The organism is Helicobacter canis (assembly GCF_900451095.1).
GTDB classification, from domain to species: Bacteria; Campylobacterota; Campylobacteria; order Campylobacterales; family Helicobacteraceae; genus Helicobacter_B; species Helicobacter_B zhangjianzhongii.
Genome location: NZ_UGHV01000003.1, coordinates 1 through 18,358, shown reverse-complemented (window position 1 = coordinate 18,358; position 18,358 = coordinate 1). Strand labels below are relative to the sequence as shown.

The window sequence follows — 18,358 nt, the reverse complement described above, 5'->3', positions numbered from 1 at the left end:
TTAGCTCCTTATTGGGCTTTGTTAGGGTAGAAAAACCCACCAATAAGACAATCGGCTAAATACATATTATCTGCTATTACAACATCGCTTGGCACCTCCTGCCCTATGGTTAGGTAGCTTATGGGCTTTTTGGTCTCATACACAAGGGAAAAGATATTGCCAAGCCCACGCGCTTCATCAAGCTTGCTAAAGATGAAAGTATCTATCCCAAGCTCGCCAAAGGCAGTGTAAGCGTCCTTTAGATCTTCGTATTTGGTGCTAGCAGATAGCACAAGTGTTACATCAATTTTATAGTCATCATTGCGGATAAATCGCTTTAGCTCATTGATTTTCTCTCTATCGTGCTGGGAGTGTCCAGCAGTATCGATCAAGATATAATCACAATAGCTTAGGGCTTCGATTTTGTTGATAAAATCATCACTCTCACTCACAGAATCTATGCTAATGCGCATTTTTCTCGCATACCACGCGAGCTGCTCCATAGCCCCGATACGATAGTCATCAAGCGTGATAATGCCTACCTTTTTCTTCTCTGGGAGGATCTGGGAATAGCGTGCTGCAAGCTTTGCTAGGGTAGTCGTTTTGCCAACCCCTGTGGGACCTACTAGCATAATGATCTTTTTGCCCACGCTATTTTCCTTGCGGCAGTAGATCATCTTGCGCAGCACTTCGCGGAAGTAGCGGCGTATGGTTTGGCTCTGCTCGCGCATTTTTAGCGGCATAAACTCTAGGCTTAGTCGCATAATCTCTTCTAAATGCGCCTTATTCATACCGCTATTTTTAGCGATACGATAGATTTCGGCAAATTCTTTGGGGATTTCTATGCCCATATTTTTGGGGGATTTCTCGTCCCACAGGGTGTTTTGTATGAGCTTGACTTTGTCATTAAGCTTTTTTAGCTCATTTTGAATATCTTTGATACTGCTTGTATCATCAATGGGCGTGAAAGTGGTTTTGGCAGGGGGGGTGCTTGCCTCTTTTGTCTCTAAAGTGGATTCTAGCTCTGGGGTTTGCTGTGTGGATTCTGGTGCTGGGGCTTTGGATTCTAGGCTTTGTGTTTGGGCTTTTTGGGGGGTTGTGTTTGCATAGCCTTTGGGGATTTTGGGGGTGGATTCTAGCTCGGCTAGCTCGATAGGCTCGCTTGCTTGGCTCTTTGCCTTTTGGGCTTCTTGGGCTTTTGCTAGAAGCGCGGAGGCATCTGGCATAGAGGTAGGCAGCCCTGCTAGCTTGCTGATCTCGCGCACAGTGTTTGATAGCTCGATGGTTACATCATCATCAAAGATATGGCTAAGGCTGCGCTGCTTTTTTTTCGCGGCGATTTCTTTCTCTGCTATGGCTTCAAGGCGTTTTTGGATACTATTGTTTGGCAGGGGCTTGGCAGTCTCTTCCGGGGTGTCTTTAGGCTGTGGCGCGATAGCATCTTCTACCCCTACCACTAGCTCATAGAGCGCGCTTTGATTTAAGCTCTTTTTGCGCACTTCTTGGGTCTTTAAAATCATCGCATCATCGCCTAGCTCATCGCGCGCCTTTTTGAGAGCTTCTGCTGGTGTCTCTCCTGTGAAAGTAAAGGTCTGCACAGCTTACTCCTTGTAGATTGGTGGATTTGGATTCTAGCATTGCCATAGCACAAAGCCTAGTGGAAGCAGCACAGAATCCCGCGTGTGAAATTGCTTATGTGGGATTGTAAGATACGCTCGCTTTATTATCACTTTATCATAGAAAATTATATCAATATCAAGCGTTCTAGGCGCGTTTTTAAACGCTCTTTTTCTCCCCCTGCCATATCGCCGCTCTAGGTAAAACACAAGCCCAAAAAGCTCGACTATGCTTAGGCTTGTGCGTAGCGTGATAATGGCATTGTAGAAATGGGGCTGATTGGCGTAGCCAAAGGGCGGATTACGCAAAATCGGGCTTGTAGCAAGCAAGCTGCAATGCCTATTGCGCGTGAGAGAATCTAGCAAATGGGCAAATCGCTGGCAGATCGCCTGCTTTGTGCCGAGATTTGCGCCTATGCCTAGGGTGATGATGTGGCGGTGCGTGGCAGGGATCTTGCGGTGTTTGTGTGGCGAGATTCTAGGGCTTTTGGTGGGGGGGAGGTGGATTGCTGGCGTGGTGTTGTGAAGGGCGTGTTTTGTGAGCTTGTGCGCTGCGTGGGCGTGGCTTTTGCGTGGGGTAGGGCTGTGGGCAGTGCAGGGAGCTTTGCTAGCGGCGATTGTGTGGCTTGCTTGATAGCGCAAGGTGGCAGAGTGCTTGAGATAGCGTGAGCTTGTGCGTGGGGTGTGCGCAGGGAAGCTAGGAGCTAGGATCCAGCCCACACTAGAATCCGCGTTTATATCATCATTGCGAGCCTTTCCCTGCAAGGCGTGGCAAAGCGTAGCTTCTTTAGAAAACAAGGGATACCGCTCGGCGATGTGCGCTTGTTTCTTTAGAATCCATAGTCAAAATCCTAGAATCCACTTTTGCTCCTTTTATCCCTAGAATCCACTTTTTATATTAACGCCTTTTTCTTGTCATTGCGAGACTTCTGCTAGGAAGTCGTGGCAAAGCGTAGCTTCTTTAGTAATCCATAGTAAAAAAGTGGATTCTAGTGTGGATCGCCACGCGGTGCAAGCACCGCTCGCGATGACAGAAAGGGCGTTATCCCTAGAATCCATTTTTGAAAGCACCACCGCAACTCCTAGAATCCTAGAAGAAGATAATCGTGTCTCGTGTGAAAAATCCGCCCCCTTGTCATTGCGAGAGAGCAAAGCGACCGAAGCAATCCATTGCTTTTTTTGTCATTGCGAGCCTTGCCCTGCAAGGCGTGGTAATCCATAGTTAAAATCCTAGAGTCCACTTTTTGCTTTTGTTCATATTTTCTAGGATTCTAGGAATTGCAGTGGGGCTGTGGTTGTTTTGCACGATTTTTGGGGCAGAGCTAGACTAGAGGTCTGCGGTTGCCCAAAAAATCGTGCAATCAATCGCATTGCCTACCCAAAGCCGAATCCCCCCAGCACAAAGCCAACGCGTAGCACCGCCTACCATACCGGGAGCAAAAATCCCACCCCCACATTAAACGCCCCGATACTCGCCCAGCTTTTATCATCTTTGCCATTCAACAAATGCCGATAGCTTGTCTCTAGCGATACATATTTAAAGCTTAGCATAAGCCCTATCTCCCAAAATGGGAAGAGATTATCAAGCTTTTGGTTGATGACATAGCCCCCGACACTTTTCATACTAGAGCCTACATCTTTGAGCGCGCCTCCACCCACAAAGCCAACTAATGCCAAGCTATTATCACTACTTGAGATCGCATAGCCCACACGCGCCCCACCACCAAAAAGCTTATGATCAAACTTTAGCCCTGTAATATCCACGCCCTCCCAGCTGCAATACCCATAGCTATTGCCCGTGCAGGTAAATTGATAGGGCGAGTCATAAGTTTTAGCCTGAAAGCCGCCATAGAGCACATCGGCACTGAGATATATGCCATTTTTCTGCCGATACCATAGCCCAGCTTTAAGCATATACACTGATGAAATATCTTTGGAGTATTCCCCATCAGTATAGTGGATAAATCCCTTGCCACTACTGCCGCCGCTGCTAGTAGTTGGCTTAGAGCTATAAGGCGTAGGAGCCATATTCGCACTCCCCCCGCCAAAGCCAATGTCCGCGCCCACACTTAGCCCAAATCGCCCGTCTCTCGCCTGCGCTTTTGCCTTTTTCTCTTGCTTTTTTTGCTCTTTTAGTGTGCGCTTGATATAGGCGGCGTTTTCACAGGCTTGGCGATTGCCTAAATCACACGCTTGCTTAAAAAGCTCTTGCGCACTCTCATAATCGCTAGAATCTAGCGCGGCTTGCGCCTCTCTCTCACACGCGATCGCATCGCCGCCCTCACAAGTCCCAGCCCCTAGCTTGCTAAATCGCGCGACTTGGGATTTATCAATGGCTTTGGCGATGTTTTCTTCATCGTCCCATACTACTCGCCCGCTTTTTAGGTCTGTTAGCACGAAAAGGAAGTCATAATCCACTCGCACCTTATCGCCTACACTTTTTCTACGCTCGATGATCTTGCCACTAAGGGAAAAGTTTGGGGCTAGGAGTGTGCCATCTTCTTGGGTGGTGTATTGGTTGAAGCGTTTGTCTTTGGTAAGCTTCCTAGAATCTGTGATTAAGCTATCGGTGCTAGAGCCGCTGCCGGCTATGGCGTTTGTAAGGGTAAATTTCTTGCCCTTGCGCAATGTGCGTGTGATCTTGCGGCTTAAAAACTCTACATCAATATCTTCTTGCGTTAAGTTGCGCAAATCAGCTATGGCTAGGATCTTCTGCCCTTGTAGCTCACGCACGAAGCTAGATTCTAGGAGCTTGGTTGAGACTTTTTCTACTACGGATTCTATATCGTGGCGATCGATACCTATGGAGCTAAAGTCTTTAGAGTCTGTGATGTATTGTGGGGACTTTTTAGCGTGGGCTAGGGCTAGCACAAGTAGCACACCTACACAGATCCTAAATGTGTGCTTTAGCATAAAAGCTCTTTTGCGACTCTAGTGATATTTTCTGCACTAAGCCCAAAATGTGTGAAAAGCTGCTCGCCCTTAGCCGACTTGCCAAAGCTTTTTAGCCCTAGCACAAAATCTGCGAAGCGATACAGCTCATCACCCCTAGCGGCTTCTACGGCTAGCACTTTGCCAGCAAAAAGCTCTTTGTGGTAGCTAGGATCCTGCTCGCACAAAAGCTCAAAGCAGGGCATACTCACCACGCGCGTAGGCACACCGCTAGATTCTAGTAGCTCTTGGGCTTGTAGGCAGAGTGATACTTCACTGCCGCTTGCAAGTAGGGTGATTTGCGCTTGATCGCTTAGGCTAGAATCCTGCTTGATATACGCTCCCCTTTGGGCTTGAGCTTTTGCCACAGGGGAGAGCACAGGGAGATTTTGGCGTGAAAGCACAAAGGCACTAGGCGCGTTAGATTCTAGGGCTACTTGCCAGCAAGCGATGTTTTCTTGCGCATCGGCTGGGCGGAAGAGAAGGAGATTGGGCATAGCGCGGAAGTGGCTTAGCTGCTCGATTGGCTGATGTGTCGCGCCATCTTCACCCACGCCGATAGAATCGTGCGTGAAGATATAAAACACCTTTGCCCTCATAATGCTAGCGATCCGCACGCTCGCACTCATATAATCGCTAAAGACAAAAAATGTCGCGCAAAATGGCAGGAAAAGCCCGTAGTTGGCAAAGGCATTGCAAATCGCGCCCATAGAATGCTCTCTAATGCCAAAGTGGAGATTATTGCCACTAGGGAAATCGCTAGAATCCAGCAAGGCAGTGTTGTTGCTAGGGGCGAGATCCGCGCTGCCGCCGATGAAGTTTGGCAGGGCTTTGGCGATGGCATTTAGGATCTTGCCATTGCTTACGCGCGTGGCTAGGGAGTCGCCTTGCGTGAAAGTGGGGTAGGAGATAGAATCCACTTTTTGCTCTAATGGCGCGGTGAGTGTCGCTAGCATAGCCTTTGCCTGTGGGCTTAGAGCCTGCTCCCACAAGGCTTCTAGGCTCGCACCCTTTTCCATACAAGCGCGGAAGACAAAGCCCACTTCATCACTGATAGCAAAGCTTTGCTCACTTATGCCCGCTTGCTTCTTGGCTTTGGCGATAAGCTCTGTGCCTAGCGGTGCGCCGTGGGTTTTATGGCTGCCTTCTAGCTCTAGCGCGCCTTTGCCTATGGTGGTCTGCGCGATGATAAGGCTTGGCTTAGGAGAGGCTTTGGCGGATTCTAGGGCAGAATCTATGGCTAAAAGATTATGCCCATCGCACTCAAACACGCTAAAGCCCTGTGCCTCAAATCTCGCGCGGATATTTTCGCTAAAGGCGATTTGCGTGCTGCCCTCTATGGTTATGCCGTTGCTATCATAGATGATGATAAGTCTCTCTAGCTGGTGTAAGCCAGCAAGCGAGCAAGCCTCATAGCTAATGCCCTCTTGCAAATCCCCATCGCCACACAGGCAATATACATAATGATCCAAAATAGGCTTAGATATGGGCTTGCTAGAATCCACATCGCTAGAATCCATTTTTTCACACGCCCTATTTTCACGCACTCCATTTTCACGCACCGCACTAGAATCCACTTTTTCTAGCATAGCATTAGCACGCTTTTGTGCCATAGCAAATCCCACGGCGTTGGCGATCCCTTGCCCTAGTGGTCCTGTGGTGATCTCTACTCCGGGCGTGTGGGCAAACTCTGGGTGTCCGGGCGTGAGAGAATCAAGCTGGCGGAAAGAGCGTAAATCCTGCATACTCACTTCAAAGCCCCATAAATGCAGCAGGCTATACACAAGCGCACTTGCGTGCCCACCGCTAAAGACTAGGCGATCGCGATTGAGATAGCGCGGATTTTTGGGGTTTAGGCGTAGGTGGTGGGATAGCACGACTGCTACTTCAGCAAGCCCCATAGGCGCGCCGGGGTGTCCGCTATTAGCCTGCTGGACAATATCAGCACAGAGATAGCGCAGCTCATTTGCGGCTTGGGTGAGTAGGGGGAGATTATCCTTGGTGATAGCAGACATATAAGATCCTTGCAGTGAAATAGCCTCTAGAATACAGCTAGAATCTAGCTGTAAGCAACTATATGGATTCTAGGGTGGCTTTGGGTAGGCACGCATTGTGCCGAAAAATCCTTATGATATTTCTTAAAATTCTATTGCTTAATGGGGGTGCGTTGGCGTATCGGCGTGCGTGTAGTGCGCATACGCCTAGTGTGAGTCTAGGGAGAATCGCGCTATATTGATTCTGTATAGTAAAGAATAGTTAGCCTTTTATGCTAATAAAAGTTTATACTACTAGACTAATATTTGCCATTTTTTAGCAATCTTTTTAGATAAATGCTAATTTCATTTACTTTTGTGGGTTAGAATTTCGCCCGTTGTAGTAACAAGGCATAAGGTTTCAAGGATTGTGCTATGCAGAAGAAAGAATTCTTGCTTAATCATTTAATCAAGCAATATGTCAAATGCCACGAGCCTATTGGATCAGAATCGCTAAAGAGCTGCTTGCAGGGGAAGATCTCTTCTGCGACTATTCGCAACTACTTTAAGATTCTAGGACAAGAGGGCGTGATCGTACAGACGCATATTAGCTCTGGGCGTGTGCCTACGCGCGCTGCTTTGCGGAATTATTGGCGAGAAGTGCTGCAGCCCACACGCCTTGAACCTGTGATTGATACTACACGACTCCACTCCCTATGTGATGAGTTTGGGCTCACTTGTGCCTTGCGTGTCGCAACGCCTCAAAAGCTCTTGCGCGTGCTGGAGGTGGAGGCGGGTGAAAATGGCGCGATTGTGCTGGTGTTTGAGCGCGATTGTGTCGCTATACCCTTTGTGGCTTCTATGGCGCGATTTTGTCAAGAGCTTGTGGGTGTTGGTATCAATGATATACAAAGGATCGCCCAAGATGTATGCGCCAATAGCCTAGCCCAAGCGTTAAAAGCACTGCAAAGTGTGGAGAAAACGCGCTTTTTTGGTCTAGGGTTTTTGGGCGAGGTATTTGCCAATGCACCTCAAAGTGCGCTTGAGATGATTAGCGGGGATTTGTTTATCAAGCTTGATAGCTGTGTGTATTTCCCAGATTCTAGCGATTATCTTATCATCGCGCATTCTGCGTGGGTGCAGGGGCAAGAGGCAAAAATGCTTTGCATTGGGCGACTTGACCAAGACTATGAGAGCTTTTATGAAGCCCTAGAGTCGCAAGCTTCATAGGGATAATTTACTTTATAAGGAGTGTGTATGCAAGATGAATCAAAAGATGAGCTACTACAAGAGTCGCACGCTGGAATGCACGATAGCCAAGAGCAAGATCCTAGCCAAGATCCTAGCGAAGCTACTCAAGAGATAGCAGAAGACTCACTAGGATCTAATGTGGATTCTAGTGTGGAGCAAGAATCTAGCGCGCCGATTATGCAGCAAGCTTACAAAGAGCTTGAAGAAAAGTATATGCGAGCGTATGCGGATTTTGAAAATGTCAAGAAACGCCTAGAGCGCGAGAAAAATCAAGCCCTAGAATATGCGTATGAAAAAATCGCCAAAGACTTGCTGCCTATCTTAGACGCGCTAGATAATGCCAAAGCCGCCGCCAAAGATCATAGCGCGATTTTAGAGGGCATTGTGCTTGTGCAGGAGAACTTCCTAAAAATCCTTAGTCGCCACGGCGTAGAGGCGATTGATACAAGCGGGGAGTTTGACCCGAACTTGCACGAGTGTATTATGCAAGTGGCAAAGCCAGAGGCACAAGATGGGCAAATCGCCCAAGTAATGCAGCAAGGCTATGTGTATAAACAACGCACCCTGCGCCCAGCGATGGTAGCAGTGGTGAAAAACAACTAATCTCAACATAAAGGACACAAAATGGCAAAAGTAATTGGAATCGACCTAGGGACGACAAACTCTGCAATGGCAGTATATGAAGGCAATGAGGCAAAAATCATCGCCAACAAAGAGGGCAAAAATACAACGCCTTCTATCGTGGCATTTACCGATAAAGGCGAGATTCTCGTAGGCGAGCCGGCAAAAAGACAGGCAATCACCAATCCTCAAAAGACAATCTACTCTATCAAGCGTATTATGGGACTAATGCTTAATGAAGATAAGGCAAAGCAAGCCCAAGAGCGACTGCCCTATAAAATCGTGGATAGAAATGGTGCTTGCGCGGTAGAAATCGCGGATAAAACCTATACGCCTCAAGAAATCTCGGCAAAGATTTTGATGAAAATCAAAGAAGATGCCGAGAGCTACTTGGGTGAAGGCGTTACAGAAGCAGTCATCACTGTGCCAGCTTACTTCAACGACTCTCAACGAAAAGCCACCAAAGAAGCTGGCACCATCGCTGGGCTTAATGTGCTACGGATCATCAATGAGCCTACTTCTGCCGCGCTTGCTTATGGGCTAGATAAAAAAGAAGCTGAAAAAATTATGGTCTATGACCTAGGCGGGGGGACATTTGATGTAACCGTGCTAGAAACAGGCGATAATGTCGTAGAAGTGCTTGCCACAGGGGGCGATGCGTTCCTAGGAGGCGATGACTTTGATAATCGCATTATCGATTGGGCAGCGAGTGAGTTCAAAGATGAAAGTGGCATTGATATTAAGCAGGATATTATGGCGTTGCAACGGCTCAAAGACGCCGCAGAAAATGCTAAAAAGGAGCTTAGTAGCGCGCAGGAGACAGAAATTAACCTGCCTTTTATCACCGCAGATAGCAGCGGACCAAAGCACTTTGTCAAAAAGCTCACGCGAGCGAAGTTTGAGAGCTTGATTGATGATCTAGTGGAAGAGACGATCAAAAAAATCGGCGCAGTGATTGAAGATGCGGGACTTAGCAAGAGCGATATTAGCGAAGTGGTGATGGTAGGCGGAAGCACCAGAATCCCAAAAGTGCAAGAGAGGGTCAAAGACTTCATCGGTAAAGATTTGAACAAATCCGTAAATCCCGATGAGGTCGTAGCAGTGGGCGCGGCGATCCAAGGCGGTGTTTTGAAAGGCGATGTCAAAGATGTGCTGCTGCTTGATGTTACGCCTTTGAGCCTCGGGATTGAGACACTTGGCGGCGTGATGACACGCGTGATTGATCGCGGCACCACGATCCCTGCCAAAAAGGCGCAGACTTTCTCCACAGCTGAAGATAATCAGCCAGCCGTTACAATCCGCGTGCTACAAGGCGAGAGAGAGCTAGCTAGGGATAATAAACTGCTAGGGAATTTTGATTTGCAGGGTATCCCGCCAGCCCCACGCGGTGTGCCGCAGATTGAAGTAACCTTTGACATTGATGCCAATGGGATTCTAACGGTATCGGCAAAAGATAAGGTAAGTGGCAAATCCCAAGAGATCAAAATCACCGGCTCTAGCGGGCTTTCAGATTCTGAAATTGAAAAAATGGTCAAAGACGCCGAGCTGCATAAAGAAGAAGACGCCAAGCGCAAAGGCGCGATAGAAGCGCGCAATATGGCAGATTCTATGGTGTATCAAACAGAAAAGACCCTAGGCGAGATGAAAGATAAGCTAGAATCTAGCGAAGTAGAGAAAATCAACACCGCCCTAGAAGAGCTAAAGGCAGTGCTCAAAGATGAAAACGCCACAAAAGAGCAAATCGATGAGAAGCTAAAAGCATTGACAGAAGTGAGCCACAAGCTCACAGAAGCGATGTATGCCAAAGAAAATCCGCAAGGAGCGCAGGCACAAGGAGAGCAGAAGAAAAAAGGCAAAGATGATGATGTGATTGACGCGGAAGTGGAGTAAGATTGATGACCCACTGCCCCAAGCGCGTAGATACGCGCTTACTAGGCTTGTGAGTGTCTTTGGCTAGATCGCTCACAATGCTAGATACTACATTATCCCCAAAGCAAGAGATTTAAGAGATTTAAATAAGCTAAAGCAATGCTACTACCTTGCAATCTCTAGCACACTAGATCTAGCTCCACCCTAGCTCCATAAACCCACTAGAATCCACTTTTACTCTATTGTTTTACTCATTGCAAACACCACAAAGCTAGGCGCGGTAGCGATTGTGGAAATTTATAGGGCAACTCCAGAGCCTAGAATCCACTTTTGACAAAACGCAAATGGATCGCCACGCCGTATTGGCACACGACTCACGATGACAGAAAAAAGCTTGCTTACTAGAATCCACTTTTACTATGGATTACTAAAGAAGCTACGCTTTGCCGCGCGGACAAGTCCGCTCGCAATGACGATAAAAAAGCTTGAAAATTAAAAAGTGGTAGGTGACAGGATTACAAAACGAGGATTCTAATGGCACCGCCCCCATAGTCATCGCGAGCAAGCGCGGTAGCGATTGCGTGGCGATCCATAATTTTGCGCTAGCAAAATAACCTTTACTAGAATCCACTTTTGGAAAATGTAAAAAATGGATTCTAGGATTAAGTAAGAATTGTAAAACGCCAAAAGTGTAAAAAGTGGATTCTAGGGACAAAGGGAGCAAAAGTGGATTCTAGTGCCTAGATTTCAAAGCGACTTTCATCAGCATAGCTTTGGTCAAGCAGGTTGTTAAAATGCAGAATCTTGCAGCTATTTTCTACCACAGCCATAAGCTTGACAAGCGCGGAGAGATCGCGTCCATAGCCATAGATCCCGCAGCCTTTGAGTAGGACAAAGTTTGCGGGATTGGTCTTAAAGTAGCGCACGATGTCCGTATCTGCTCGCTCATAGAGTGTCTCATACTCTTTAGAATCCAAAATTTTGCTTTTGCTCCCAAGAATCCTATGCCCTAGATAATCAATGGGCTTTATTGTGTCGTGATTGAGTGAGTATGAAGTCGCATAGGGTGCGTGGGAGTATAGCACAAAGCGTGCTTCTAGAAAATTGCGATAAATATTTGCGTGGATAAAGCTATCTAGGCTTGCTTCTTGCCAGCGATAGTCTTCTTTGTCGTGAAGTGTGATAAAGGAGTCATTGGTCATTTTATCTAGCAAGGCATCTTTGCGATTGATAAGAAAGCTATTGGCACTAAGTCGCGCGGAAATCGAGCCATAAAACACACCAAGCAAGCCACTTTGGCATAGAGAATGCGCCACATTAGCAAGGTGGCTAATCACAGGGGAGTTGATGTTTTTTGTATGGATATTCATAAGTGTCCTTTAGTAGTTTGGCAAGACTTTTTGGCGTCTTTTTGCCGCGGTATTGGGGAATGCCTCATCAAAAATCATATCTTGATTGGTATGGGGAAAAGAGTAGATGACTCTGCCATTTTTGTCATAAAGTGCGCCTTGGATCATTGTGTCTTCTATATAGTGGTGCTCAAACTGCAAGCTACCATCTGGGAAAAAGCCCTTTTGTATCGTGCGCTCTTCACTCTCTAGCACGACAACCTCACTCTCTAGTGCGCCATCTCTGTAGCTTTGCGTGATGGTTTTGGCGGGAGACTCTTGGCTTTTTGTCAATAGCTGTCCTTGTGGAGTGTAGTGCCAAGTCGTTTTTACAGGAGAGCTGGCATTGTAAAGGACTTTAGATTCTAGGAGCGCATCTTGTGTGTAGTAGGAGATACTTGCTTGTGTGGCAGTGATTATGCTATCACTTGCTAATACGCCATTTTTATAGAAGATTTGCACGCGCTTTTGATGAGGGTCTTTTGTGATTTGCAAGGCTACTTGCTGGCTATTTGCATAGTGCCATAGCTCTTGTGTGTCGGTGTGCTGGGATTGAGTGATGGTGCTGGATTTGTCTTTAGGTGCTATGGAGTAGTAAATCACTCCATTGGCTTCATAATTTTCATAAGGAGAGATAAGCACGCCAAATTCATAATGGGATTTATACATAGGGGTTTCTTCTGGGTAGTTATATACAATTTCTTCGCCGTGTAAAAGCCCATTGTGATAATGCCGAGAGATTTTGATAATGGCATTTTCGCCATAGGTTTGGGTTTGCCCTTGTAAGACATCGTTGCGATAGTATTGTTTAAAGACAATATTGCCATTGGCATAGCCTATGGACTCGCCTTGCTTCTTGCCATAGTGGTAATGCGTGAGAGAGTTGGTGTTTTTGTAAGTGGCACTATCTGTGAGATCCAGAGCAGTCTCTAGCGTGCCGTGTAAAATGCCATTGTAATAGGTCTTAGAGCTAATGGGCGTGTCTTGGTAGTATAGGATTGTTTTGCCGTGCTTTTTGCCATTTTTATAGCTGCTTTCAAGCCGTTTATCTGGCGGGATATGGGTGATGACTATGCCATCTATTTGCCCATCTTTGTAGGGGATTTCGCGTGCGACTTGCCCGTTTTGATAAGCGGTGCTAATCCCATCTAAAACCTCTCCTTTAAAGCTCAATCGTGCGCGTAAATCACCTGTGGGTCCGTAGAGCTCCACAAAGGTAAAGCCAGAATCAAGTGATTTTTTAGCCGTGATATTTTGATGACTATCTTTGATTGTTGGGGTGTTTAAAATGTCTTTTGCTTTGATATTGAGTGGCAGTGGAGTAGAATCCACTTCTGTTAAATCTGCCTGATCTGCTATGGGCTGGGAGAAGTCTGTGGAGGTGGATTCTAGGGCTTGTGTGGCTTGTGTGGATTGTGTGGATTGTGTGGATTGTGTGGATTGTGTGGATTGTGGCGCGCGCGGATTTGGTGTGCTGGGCTTTTGTGTGGTTGTGGTGCTTTGGGTGTGCTGACTAGCTTGTGTAGTGTGTATTGGCTGGCTTTTGACTTTTGGCTTGGCTGTGGGGAGAATTGGCTTTTGACTTTTGACTTGGCTGTGGGAGCGAATTTGGCTGGGGGTTTTAGGTGCCTTGATGGTGGGGGCAGGGATAGTGGAGCGAGAGGCTTGATTTTGTTTAGCTGGCTTGGTCTGCACGCAAGCTTGCAAAAGCCAGCCCATAATCACCACAAAGCCAAGTGCAATAATCAGCGTGGATATGGGATAGGGATTGCTAGGTGTGTTTTTGTGGCTCATTGCATACTCCAGTCTAAAAGCGTGATATGAAAGTGTCTGTGGCTACATTATAACAAATTTATTTATCGACTAGGCGCACGCTTGGGTGGTCTTTGCATAAGATATAAGGATCTTGTGGCTTATGATATATGGGTAGTTATCTTTATTTTGGGGTGGCGTTTATGTCTATAATTATATTTGCTTTGGTGGTGCCAAGTAAATATTGCGGACAAAAGCTTTATTTTACTATATTTTTACTTACTCTCTCTCCCCCCATCTCTCCCACATATTTTTCCACTCGCTTCAGTTATATTTAAGTAATGAATTTGTAATATTCTGCTTCCCAAAATTCATAGCATTTAGCTTTCTTATCTCAGCCTTTATCATATGATTATCGTATGGTTTAGATCGTGATATTGTTTAGGTCTTTGTTTTTGGATCTGGGTGTTCTTTTGCTTGGTTTTTATCTTACCTTAGATAAGAATTGGCAGTGATCTTTGACATCTAAGCAAGAAGATTTAAGGAATCTGCAAAGGCATTTTTGCTTTTTTTAGATTTAGACTTAAATCTCTTTTGACTAAACATTGTTTATGTTATACAACTTCGACTATGTCTTGTTTCTAGACTATTTATTATGTTTAGAAGCTAGAGTAAGTCTTTGTGATTTATAAAGAGATTGGGACAAATTTTTCCATATCTGCTAGCGTTTGGGTGGCTATTAAGCGATCTAATGCAGTGCGGATATTTTTATGGAGAGTTTGCTATTATTGATTTGATAGATACAAACTTCCATAATTTTTATGGAGAGTTTGCAGTCATCATTTATTGTTGGCTCAAACTCCCCATTTTTATGGAGAGTTTGCTACTATTGATTTGATAGATACAAACTTCCATAATTCTTATGGAGAGTTTGATCCTGGCTCAGAGTGAACGCTGGCGGCGTGCCTAATACATGCAAGTCGAACGATGAAGCTTCTAGCTTGCTAGAAGTGGATTAGTGGCGCACGGGTGAGTAATGCATAGGTTATGTGCCCTTTAGTCTGGGATAGCCACTGGAAACGGTGATTAATACTGGATACTCCCTACGGGGGAAAGTAGCACTCAATAAAGAATTCTCTTGTAATCTAACTAGAATCCACTTTTGCCATAGAGGTCTGTAATGGATTGAAATCTATGAGAAAGTGTAAATTCTAAGATTTTGAGAGTATTTTTGTAGTTTTCAAGCACAATGCGAAGGAGTTGCCTTAAGCGGTAATGACTGAAGCATTGTTTGTAGAATCCGCAAAAATACTCCAAAAGCTGAATTTAAGATGAATTTTTTATTGAGTGCTCTCGCTAAAGGATCAGCCTATGTCCTATCAGCTTGTTGGTGAGGTAATGGCTCACCAAGGCTATGACGGGTATCCGGCCTGAGAGGGTGATCGGACACACTGGAACTGAGACACGGTCCAGACTCCTACGGGAGGCAGCAGTAGGGAATATTGCTCAATGGGGGAAACCCTGAAGCAGCAACGCCGCGTGGAGGATGAAGGTTTTAGGATTGTAAACTCCTTTTGTAAGAGAAGATTATGACGGTATCTTACGAATAAGCACCGGCTAACTCCGTGCCAGCAGCCGCGGTAATACGGAGGGTGCAAGCGTTACTCGGAATCACTGGGCGTAAAGAGCGCGTAGGCGGGAAAGTAAGTCAGATGTGAAATCCTGTAGCTTAACTACAGAACTGCATTTGAAACTACTTTTCTAGAGTATGGGAGAGGTAGGTGGAATTCTTGGTGTAGGGGTAAAATCCGTAGAGATCAAGAGGAATACTCATTGCGAAGGCGACCTGCTGGAACATTACTGACGCTGATGCGCGAAAGCGTGGGGAGCAAACAGGATTAGATACCCTGGTAGTCCACGCCCTAAACGATGAATGCTAGTTGTTGCCCTGCTTGTCAGGGCAGTAATGCAGCTAACGCATTAAGCATTCCGCCTGGGGAGTACGGTCGCAAGATTAAAACTCAAAGGAATAGACGGGGACCCGCACAAGCGGTGGAGCATGTGGTTTAATTCGAAGATACGCGAAGAACCTTACCTAGGCTTGACATTGATAGAATCCGCTAGAGATAGTGGAGTGTCTAGCTTGCTAGACCTTGAAAACAGGTGCTGCACGGCTGTCGTCAGCTCGTGTCGTGAGATGTTGGGTTAAGTCCCGCAACGAGCGCAACCCTCGTCCTTAGTTGCTAGCAGTTCGGCTGAGCACTCTAAGGAGACTGCCTTCGTAAGGAGGAGGAAGGTGAGGACGACGTCAAGTCATCATGGCCCTTACGCCTAGGGCTACACACGTGCTACAATGGGGCATACAATGAGACGCAATACCGCGAGGTGGAGCAAATCTCTAAAATGTCTCTCAGTTCGGATTGTAGTCTGCAACTCGACTACATAAAGCTGGAATCGCTAGTAATCGTGAATCAGCAATGTCACGGTGAATACGTTCCCGGGTCTTGTACTCACCGCCCGTCACACCATGGGAGTTGTATTCGCCTTAAGTCGGGATACTAAATTGGTTACCGCCCACGGCGGATGCAGCGACTGGGGTGAAGTCGTAACAAGGTAACCGTAGGTGAACCTGCGGTTGGATCACCTCCTTTCTAGAGATATGATAGGTAGATTTGTTTCTATCCTATCCACGCTTTTGCAGTAGTATGTAAAGATTCTTGCTTAGTTGTCAGAGATTATGCCACTAAGGTTTATGGGCTTATAGCTCAGGTGGTTAGAGCGCACCCCTGATAAGGGTGAGGTCAGAGGTTCAAGTCCTCTTAAGCCCACCATTGTGGGGAATTAGCTCAGCTGGGAGAGCGCCTGCTTTGCACGCAGGAGGTCAGCGGTTCGATCCCGCTATTCTCCACCACCAAGATAGACTAACTTTGCATTTTTAGTATAAAGTTTAATAAGAGTTCTAGCTTAGGATTCTTATTAGACTTTTGTCTAAATGTTATTTAACAATTCATTGTCAATAGCCTAGATAGTAAATACTACGATACATTCGTCTTAGAGAATGATGGCAACATACATTCAATAAGGCAGTGTCTTTAGAATACATATGCACTACCAAAAGCTGAAACTAAGAGCAAAGGCTTAGTTTCTATACATAAGCTTTTAAGGGCAAATGGTGGATGCCTTGGAAGAGAGAGGCGATGAAGGACGCGCTAGACTGCGATAAGCTACGGGGAGCTGTCAAGAGGCTTTGATCCGTAGATTTCCGAATGGGGCAACCCAATGCGTAGCGATGCGCATTACCTATATGGAGCGAACCTAGCGAAGTGAAACATCTCAGTAGCTAGAGGAAAAGAAATCAACAGAGATTCTCCTAGTAGCGGCGAGCGAACGGGGAACAGGGCAAACCAGTAGCTTGCTACTGGGGTTTAGGACTGCAATATCCACTACAACAATCTAGCAGAAGTATTTGGAAAAATACATCATAGAGGGTGATAGTCCCGTATGCGAAAGGTTGTTGTTAGGTAGCAGGATCCAGAGTAGGTCAGGACACGAGAAATCCGGACTGAAGATGGGGAGACCACTCTCCAACCCTAAATACTACTCTCTTACCGATAGCGAACAAGTACCGTGAGGGAAAGGTGAAAAGAACCGCAGTGAGCGGAGTGAAATAGAACCTGAAACCATTTGCCTACAATCATTCAGAGCCCTATTGTGGGTCTCATTAAGGAATTAAAGGGAATACCAAGAAATTCTAGCATTGTGAGCAAGATTTGTGGGTTGTGCAGAAAAAATCGCGGAGACTAGACTTAAGGTCTGTCGCACAAGATTTTTTCAAACTCCCGCAAATCTTGCCACAAGGCGAATTTAGCCTAATTTCTTAGTGAGGCTCACAAGGGTGATGGACTGCCTTTTGCATAATGATCCTGCGAGTTGTGGTATCTGGCAAGGTTAAGCAAACGCGTAGCCGTAGCGAAAGCGAGTCTGAAAGGGCGATTTAGTCAGATGCTGCAGACCCGAAGCCAAGTGATCTATCCATGGCCAAGTTGAAGTAAGTGTAACAACTTATGGAGGACTGAACTCGTACCCATTGAAACGGGTTGGGATGAGCTGTGGATAGGGGTGAAAGGCCAAACAAACTTGGTGATAGCTGGTTCTCTTCGAAATATATTTAGGTATAGCCTCAAGTAATAGCAATAGGGGTAGAGCTCTGATTGGCTAGGGCTGCTCACCGCGGTACCAACCCCTGTCAAACTTCGAATACCTATTGCCGTATCTTGGGAGTCAGGCGGTGGGTGATAAAATCAATCGTCTAAAGGGGAACAACCCAGACTACCAACTAAGGTCCCAAAGTTCTATTCTAAGTGGAAAATGATGTGGAGTTACTCAGACAACCAGGAGGTTGGCTTAGAAGCAGCCATCCTTTAAAGAAAGCGTAACAGCTCACTGGTCTAGTGATTCTGCGCAGAAAATATAACGGGGCTAAGATAGACACCGAAGTTGTAGATTGCACTTTGTGCAGTGGTAGAAGAGCGTTCGTATCAGCGTGAAGGTATACCGGTAAGGAGTGCTGGGCGATGCGAAGTGAGCATGCAGGAATGAGTAGCGATAAAAGTGGTGAGAATCCACTTCGCCGAAAGTCTAAGGTTTCCTACGCGATGCTCGTCATCGTAGGGTTAGTCGGGTCCTAAGACAAGTCAGAAATGGGTAGTCGATGGAAAATAGGTTAATATTCCTATACCAATATAAGTGGCGATGGAAGGACGCATAGGGTTAGGTGAGCCAACGGATGGAAGTGTTGGTCGAAGAGCGTAGATTGGGGGATAGGCAAATCCGCCCCTGTATTCGAAACTTGACAGGCTCTTTGAAGTCTTCGGATGGAAGAGAGAATCACTGATACCGTCGTGCCAAGAAAAGTTTCTAAGTTTAGCTTATATTGCCCGTACCGCAAACCGACACAGGTAGATGAGATGAGTATTCT

At 46.3% G+C, this 18,358-nt stretch carries 13 protein-coding genes, 2 tRNA genes and 2 rRNA genes; 9 read left to right on the top strand and 8 right to left on the bottom strand.

The genetic code is table 11. From position 1 onward, the window contains the following. Positions 1-8: 8 nt before the first annotated feature. The 6 genes from flhF to DX060_RS09850 form a co-directional block, all read right to left on the bottom strand. Positions 9-1,577: a flagellar biosynthesis GTPase FlhF gene (gene flhF / locus DX060_RS09865; RefSeq protein ID WP_115012388.1), complete on the bottom strand. Its 1,569-nt coding sequence runs from the start codon at positions 1,575-1,577 to the stop codon at positions 9-11. Positions 1,578-1,610: 33 nt separating this feature from the next. Then, the gene (gene folK, locus DX060_RS12230; RefSeq protein ID WP_258552333.1) at positions 1,611-2,393 is read right to left on the bottom strand and encodes a 2-amino-4-hydroxy-6-hydroxymethyldihydropteridine diphosphokinase; all 783 of its coding nucleotides are present in this window, start codon (positions 2,391-2,393) and stop codon (positions 1,611-1,613) included. Positions 2,394-2,510: 117 nt separating this feature from the next. Beyond that, positions 2,511-2,669: a hypothetical protein gene (locus DX060_RS11585; RefSeq protein WP_181814305.1), complete on the bottom strand. Its 159-nt coding sequence runs from the start codon at positions 2,667-2,669 to the stop codon at positions 2,511-2,513. An 8-nt stretch (positions 2,670-2,677) separates the two neighbouring features. Continuing rightward, complete coding sequence (locus tag DX060_RS11580; RefSeq protein ID WP_181814304.1) at positions 2,678-2,815, bottom strand: hypothetical protein; 138 nt, start codon at positions 2,813-2,815, stop codon at positions 2,678-2,680. Between the two features lie 202 nt (positions 2,816-3,017). Continuing rightward, positions 3,018-4,508 carry a penicillin-binding protein activator LpoB gene (locus tag DX060_RS09855; RefSeq protein WP_115012387.1) on the bottom strand — a complete coding sequence of 497 codons (1,491 nt, stop codon included), beginning with the start codon at positions 4,506-4,508 and terminating at the stop codon, positions 3,018-3,020. Continuing rightward, the gene (locus DX060_RS09850; RefSeq protein ID WP_115012386.1) at positions 4,502-6,541 is read right to left on the bottom strand and encodes a transketolase family protein; all 2,040 of its coding nucleotides are present in this window, start codon (positions 6,539-6,541) and stop codon (positions 4,502-4,504) included. The genes DX060_RS09855 and DX060_RS09850 overlap by 7 nt, the downstream gene beginning before the upstream one ends. Before the next feature lie 62 nt (positions 6,542-6,603). Here DX060_RS09850 and DX060_RS11575 point away from each other — a divergent pair, with 62 nt between their 5' ends. The 4 genes from DX060_RS11575 (at position 6,604) to dnaK (ending at position 10,261) form a co-directional block, all read left to right on the top strand. Beyond that, the gene (locus DX060_RS11575; protein WP_181814303.1) at positions 6,604-6,762 is read left to right on the top strand and encodes a hypothetical protein; all 159 of its coding nucleotides are present in this window, start codon (positions 6,604-6,606) and stop codon (positions 6,760-6,762) included. Between the two features lie 172 nt (positions 6,763-6,934). Beyond that, the gene (locus DX060_RS09845) at positions 6,935-7,729 is read left to right on the top strand and encodes a hypothetical protein (protein ID WP_115012385.1); all 795 of its coding nucleotides are present in this window, start codon (positions 6,935-6,937) and stop codon (positions 7,727-7,729) included. Between the two features lie 27 nt (positions 7,730-7,756). Then, entirely contained in the window at positions 7,757-8,353 is a 597-nt protein-coding gene (gene grpE / locus DX060_RS09840) for a nucleotide exchange factor GrpE (RefSeq protein ID WP_258552332.1), read from the top strand. Positions 8,354-8,374: 21 nt separating this feature from the next. Next, positions 8,375-10,261, top strand: a complete 1,887-nt coding sequence (gene dnaK / locus DX060_RS09835) for a molecular chaperone DnaK (protein ID WP_115012384.1) — start codon at positions 8,375-8,377, stop codon at positions 10,259-10,261. A gap of 719 nt (positions 10,262-10,980) precedes the next feature. Here dnaK and DX060_RS09830 read toward each other — a convergent pair. After that, complete coding sequence (locus DX060_RS09830; RefSeq protein ID WP_115012383.1) at positions 10,981-11,610, bottom strand: class II aldolase/adducin family protein; 630 nt, start codon at positions 11,608-11,610, stop codon at positions 10,981-10,983. A gap of 9 nt (positions 11,611-11,619) precedes the next feature. Further along, positions 11,620-13,422 (bottom strand): toxin-antitoxin system YwqK family antitoxin, encoded by a 1,803-nt coding sequence (locus DX060_RS11570; RefSeq protein WP_181814302.1) that lies wholly within the window; start codon positions 13,420-13,422, stop codon positions 11,620-11,622. A gap of 709 nt (positions 13,423-14,131) precedes the next feature. Between DX060_RS11570 and DX060_RS11565 the strand changes: the two genes are divergently transcribed. The 5 genes from DX060_RS11565 to DX060_RS09800 form a co-directional block, all read left to right on the top strand. Beyond that, positions 14,132-14,278 (top strand): hypothetical protein, encoded by a 147-nt coding sequence (locus DX060_RS11565; protein WP_181814301.1) that lies wholly within the window; start codon positions 14,132-14,134, stop codon positions 14,276-14,278. A 21-nt stretch (positions 14,279-14,299) separates the two neighbouring features. Continuing rightward, positions 14,300-16,031, top strand: a 16S ribosomal RNA gene (locus DX060_RS09815). A gap of 103 nt (positions 16,032-16,134) precedes the next feature. Beyond that, positions 16,135-16,211 (top strand) — tRNA-Ile (locus DX060_RS09810). 4 nt (positions 16,212-16,215) lie between these two features. Continuing rightward, positions 16,216-16,291: transfer RNA gene (locus DX060_RS09805), tRNA-Ala, on the top strand. A 238-nt stretch (positions 16,292-16,529) separates the two neighbouring features. After that, positions 16,530-18,358: ribosomal RNA gene (locus DX060_RS09800) — 23S ribosomal RNA — on the top strand; the annotation flags it as partial.

What these genes read in the sequence shown, in the direction of transcription:
- DX060_RS11580 (WP_181814304.1), bottom strand. Translation starts at nt 2,815, where the DNA reads ATGGATTACCACGCCTTGCAGGGCAAGGCTCGCAATGACAAAAAAAGC.
- DX060_RS09855 (WP_115012387.1), bottom strand. Translation starts at nt 4,508, where the DNA reads ATGCTAAAGCACACATTTAGGATCTGTGTAGGTGTGCTACTTGTGCTA.
- DX060_RS09850 (WP_115012386.1), bottom strand. Translation starts at nt 6,541, where the DNA reads ATGTCTGCTATCACCAAGGATAATCTCCCCCTACTCACCCAAGCCGCA.
- DX060_RS11575 (WP_181814303.1), top strand. Translation starts at nt 6,604, where the DNA reads ATGGATTCTAGGGTGGCTTTGGGTAGGCACGCATTGTGCCGAAAAATC.
- DX060_RS09845 (WP_115012385.1), top strand. Translation starts at nt 6,935, where the DNA reads ATGCAGAAGAAAGAATTCTTGCTTAATCATTTAATCAAGCAATATGTC.
- grpE (WP_258552332.1), top strand. Translation starts at nt 7,757, where the DNA reads ATGCAAGATGAATCAAAAGATGAGCTACTACAAGAGTCGCACGCTGGA.
- dnaK (WP_115012384.1), top strand. Translation starts at nt 8,375, where the DNA reads ATGGCAAAAGTAATTGGAATCGACCTAGGGACGACAAACTCTGCAATG.
- DX060_RS09830 (WP_115012383.1), bottom strand. Translation starts at nt 11,610, where the DNA reads ATGAATATCCATACAAAAAACATCAACTCCCCTGTGATTAGCCACCTT.
- DX060_RS11570 (WP_181814302.1), bottom strand. Translation starts at nt 13,422, where the DNA reads ATGAGCCACAAAAACACACCTAGCAATCCCTATCCCATATCCACGCTG.
- DX060_RS11565 (WP_181814301.1), top strand. Translation starts at nt 14,132, where the DNA reads ATGCAGTGCGGATATTTTTATGGAGAGTTTGCTATTATTGATTTGATA.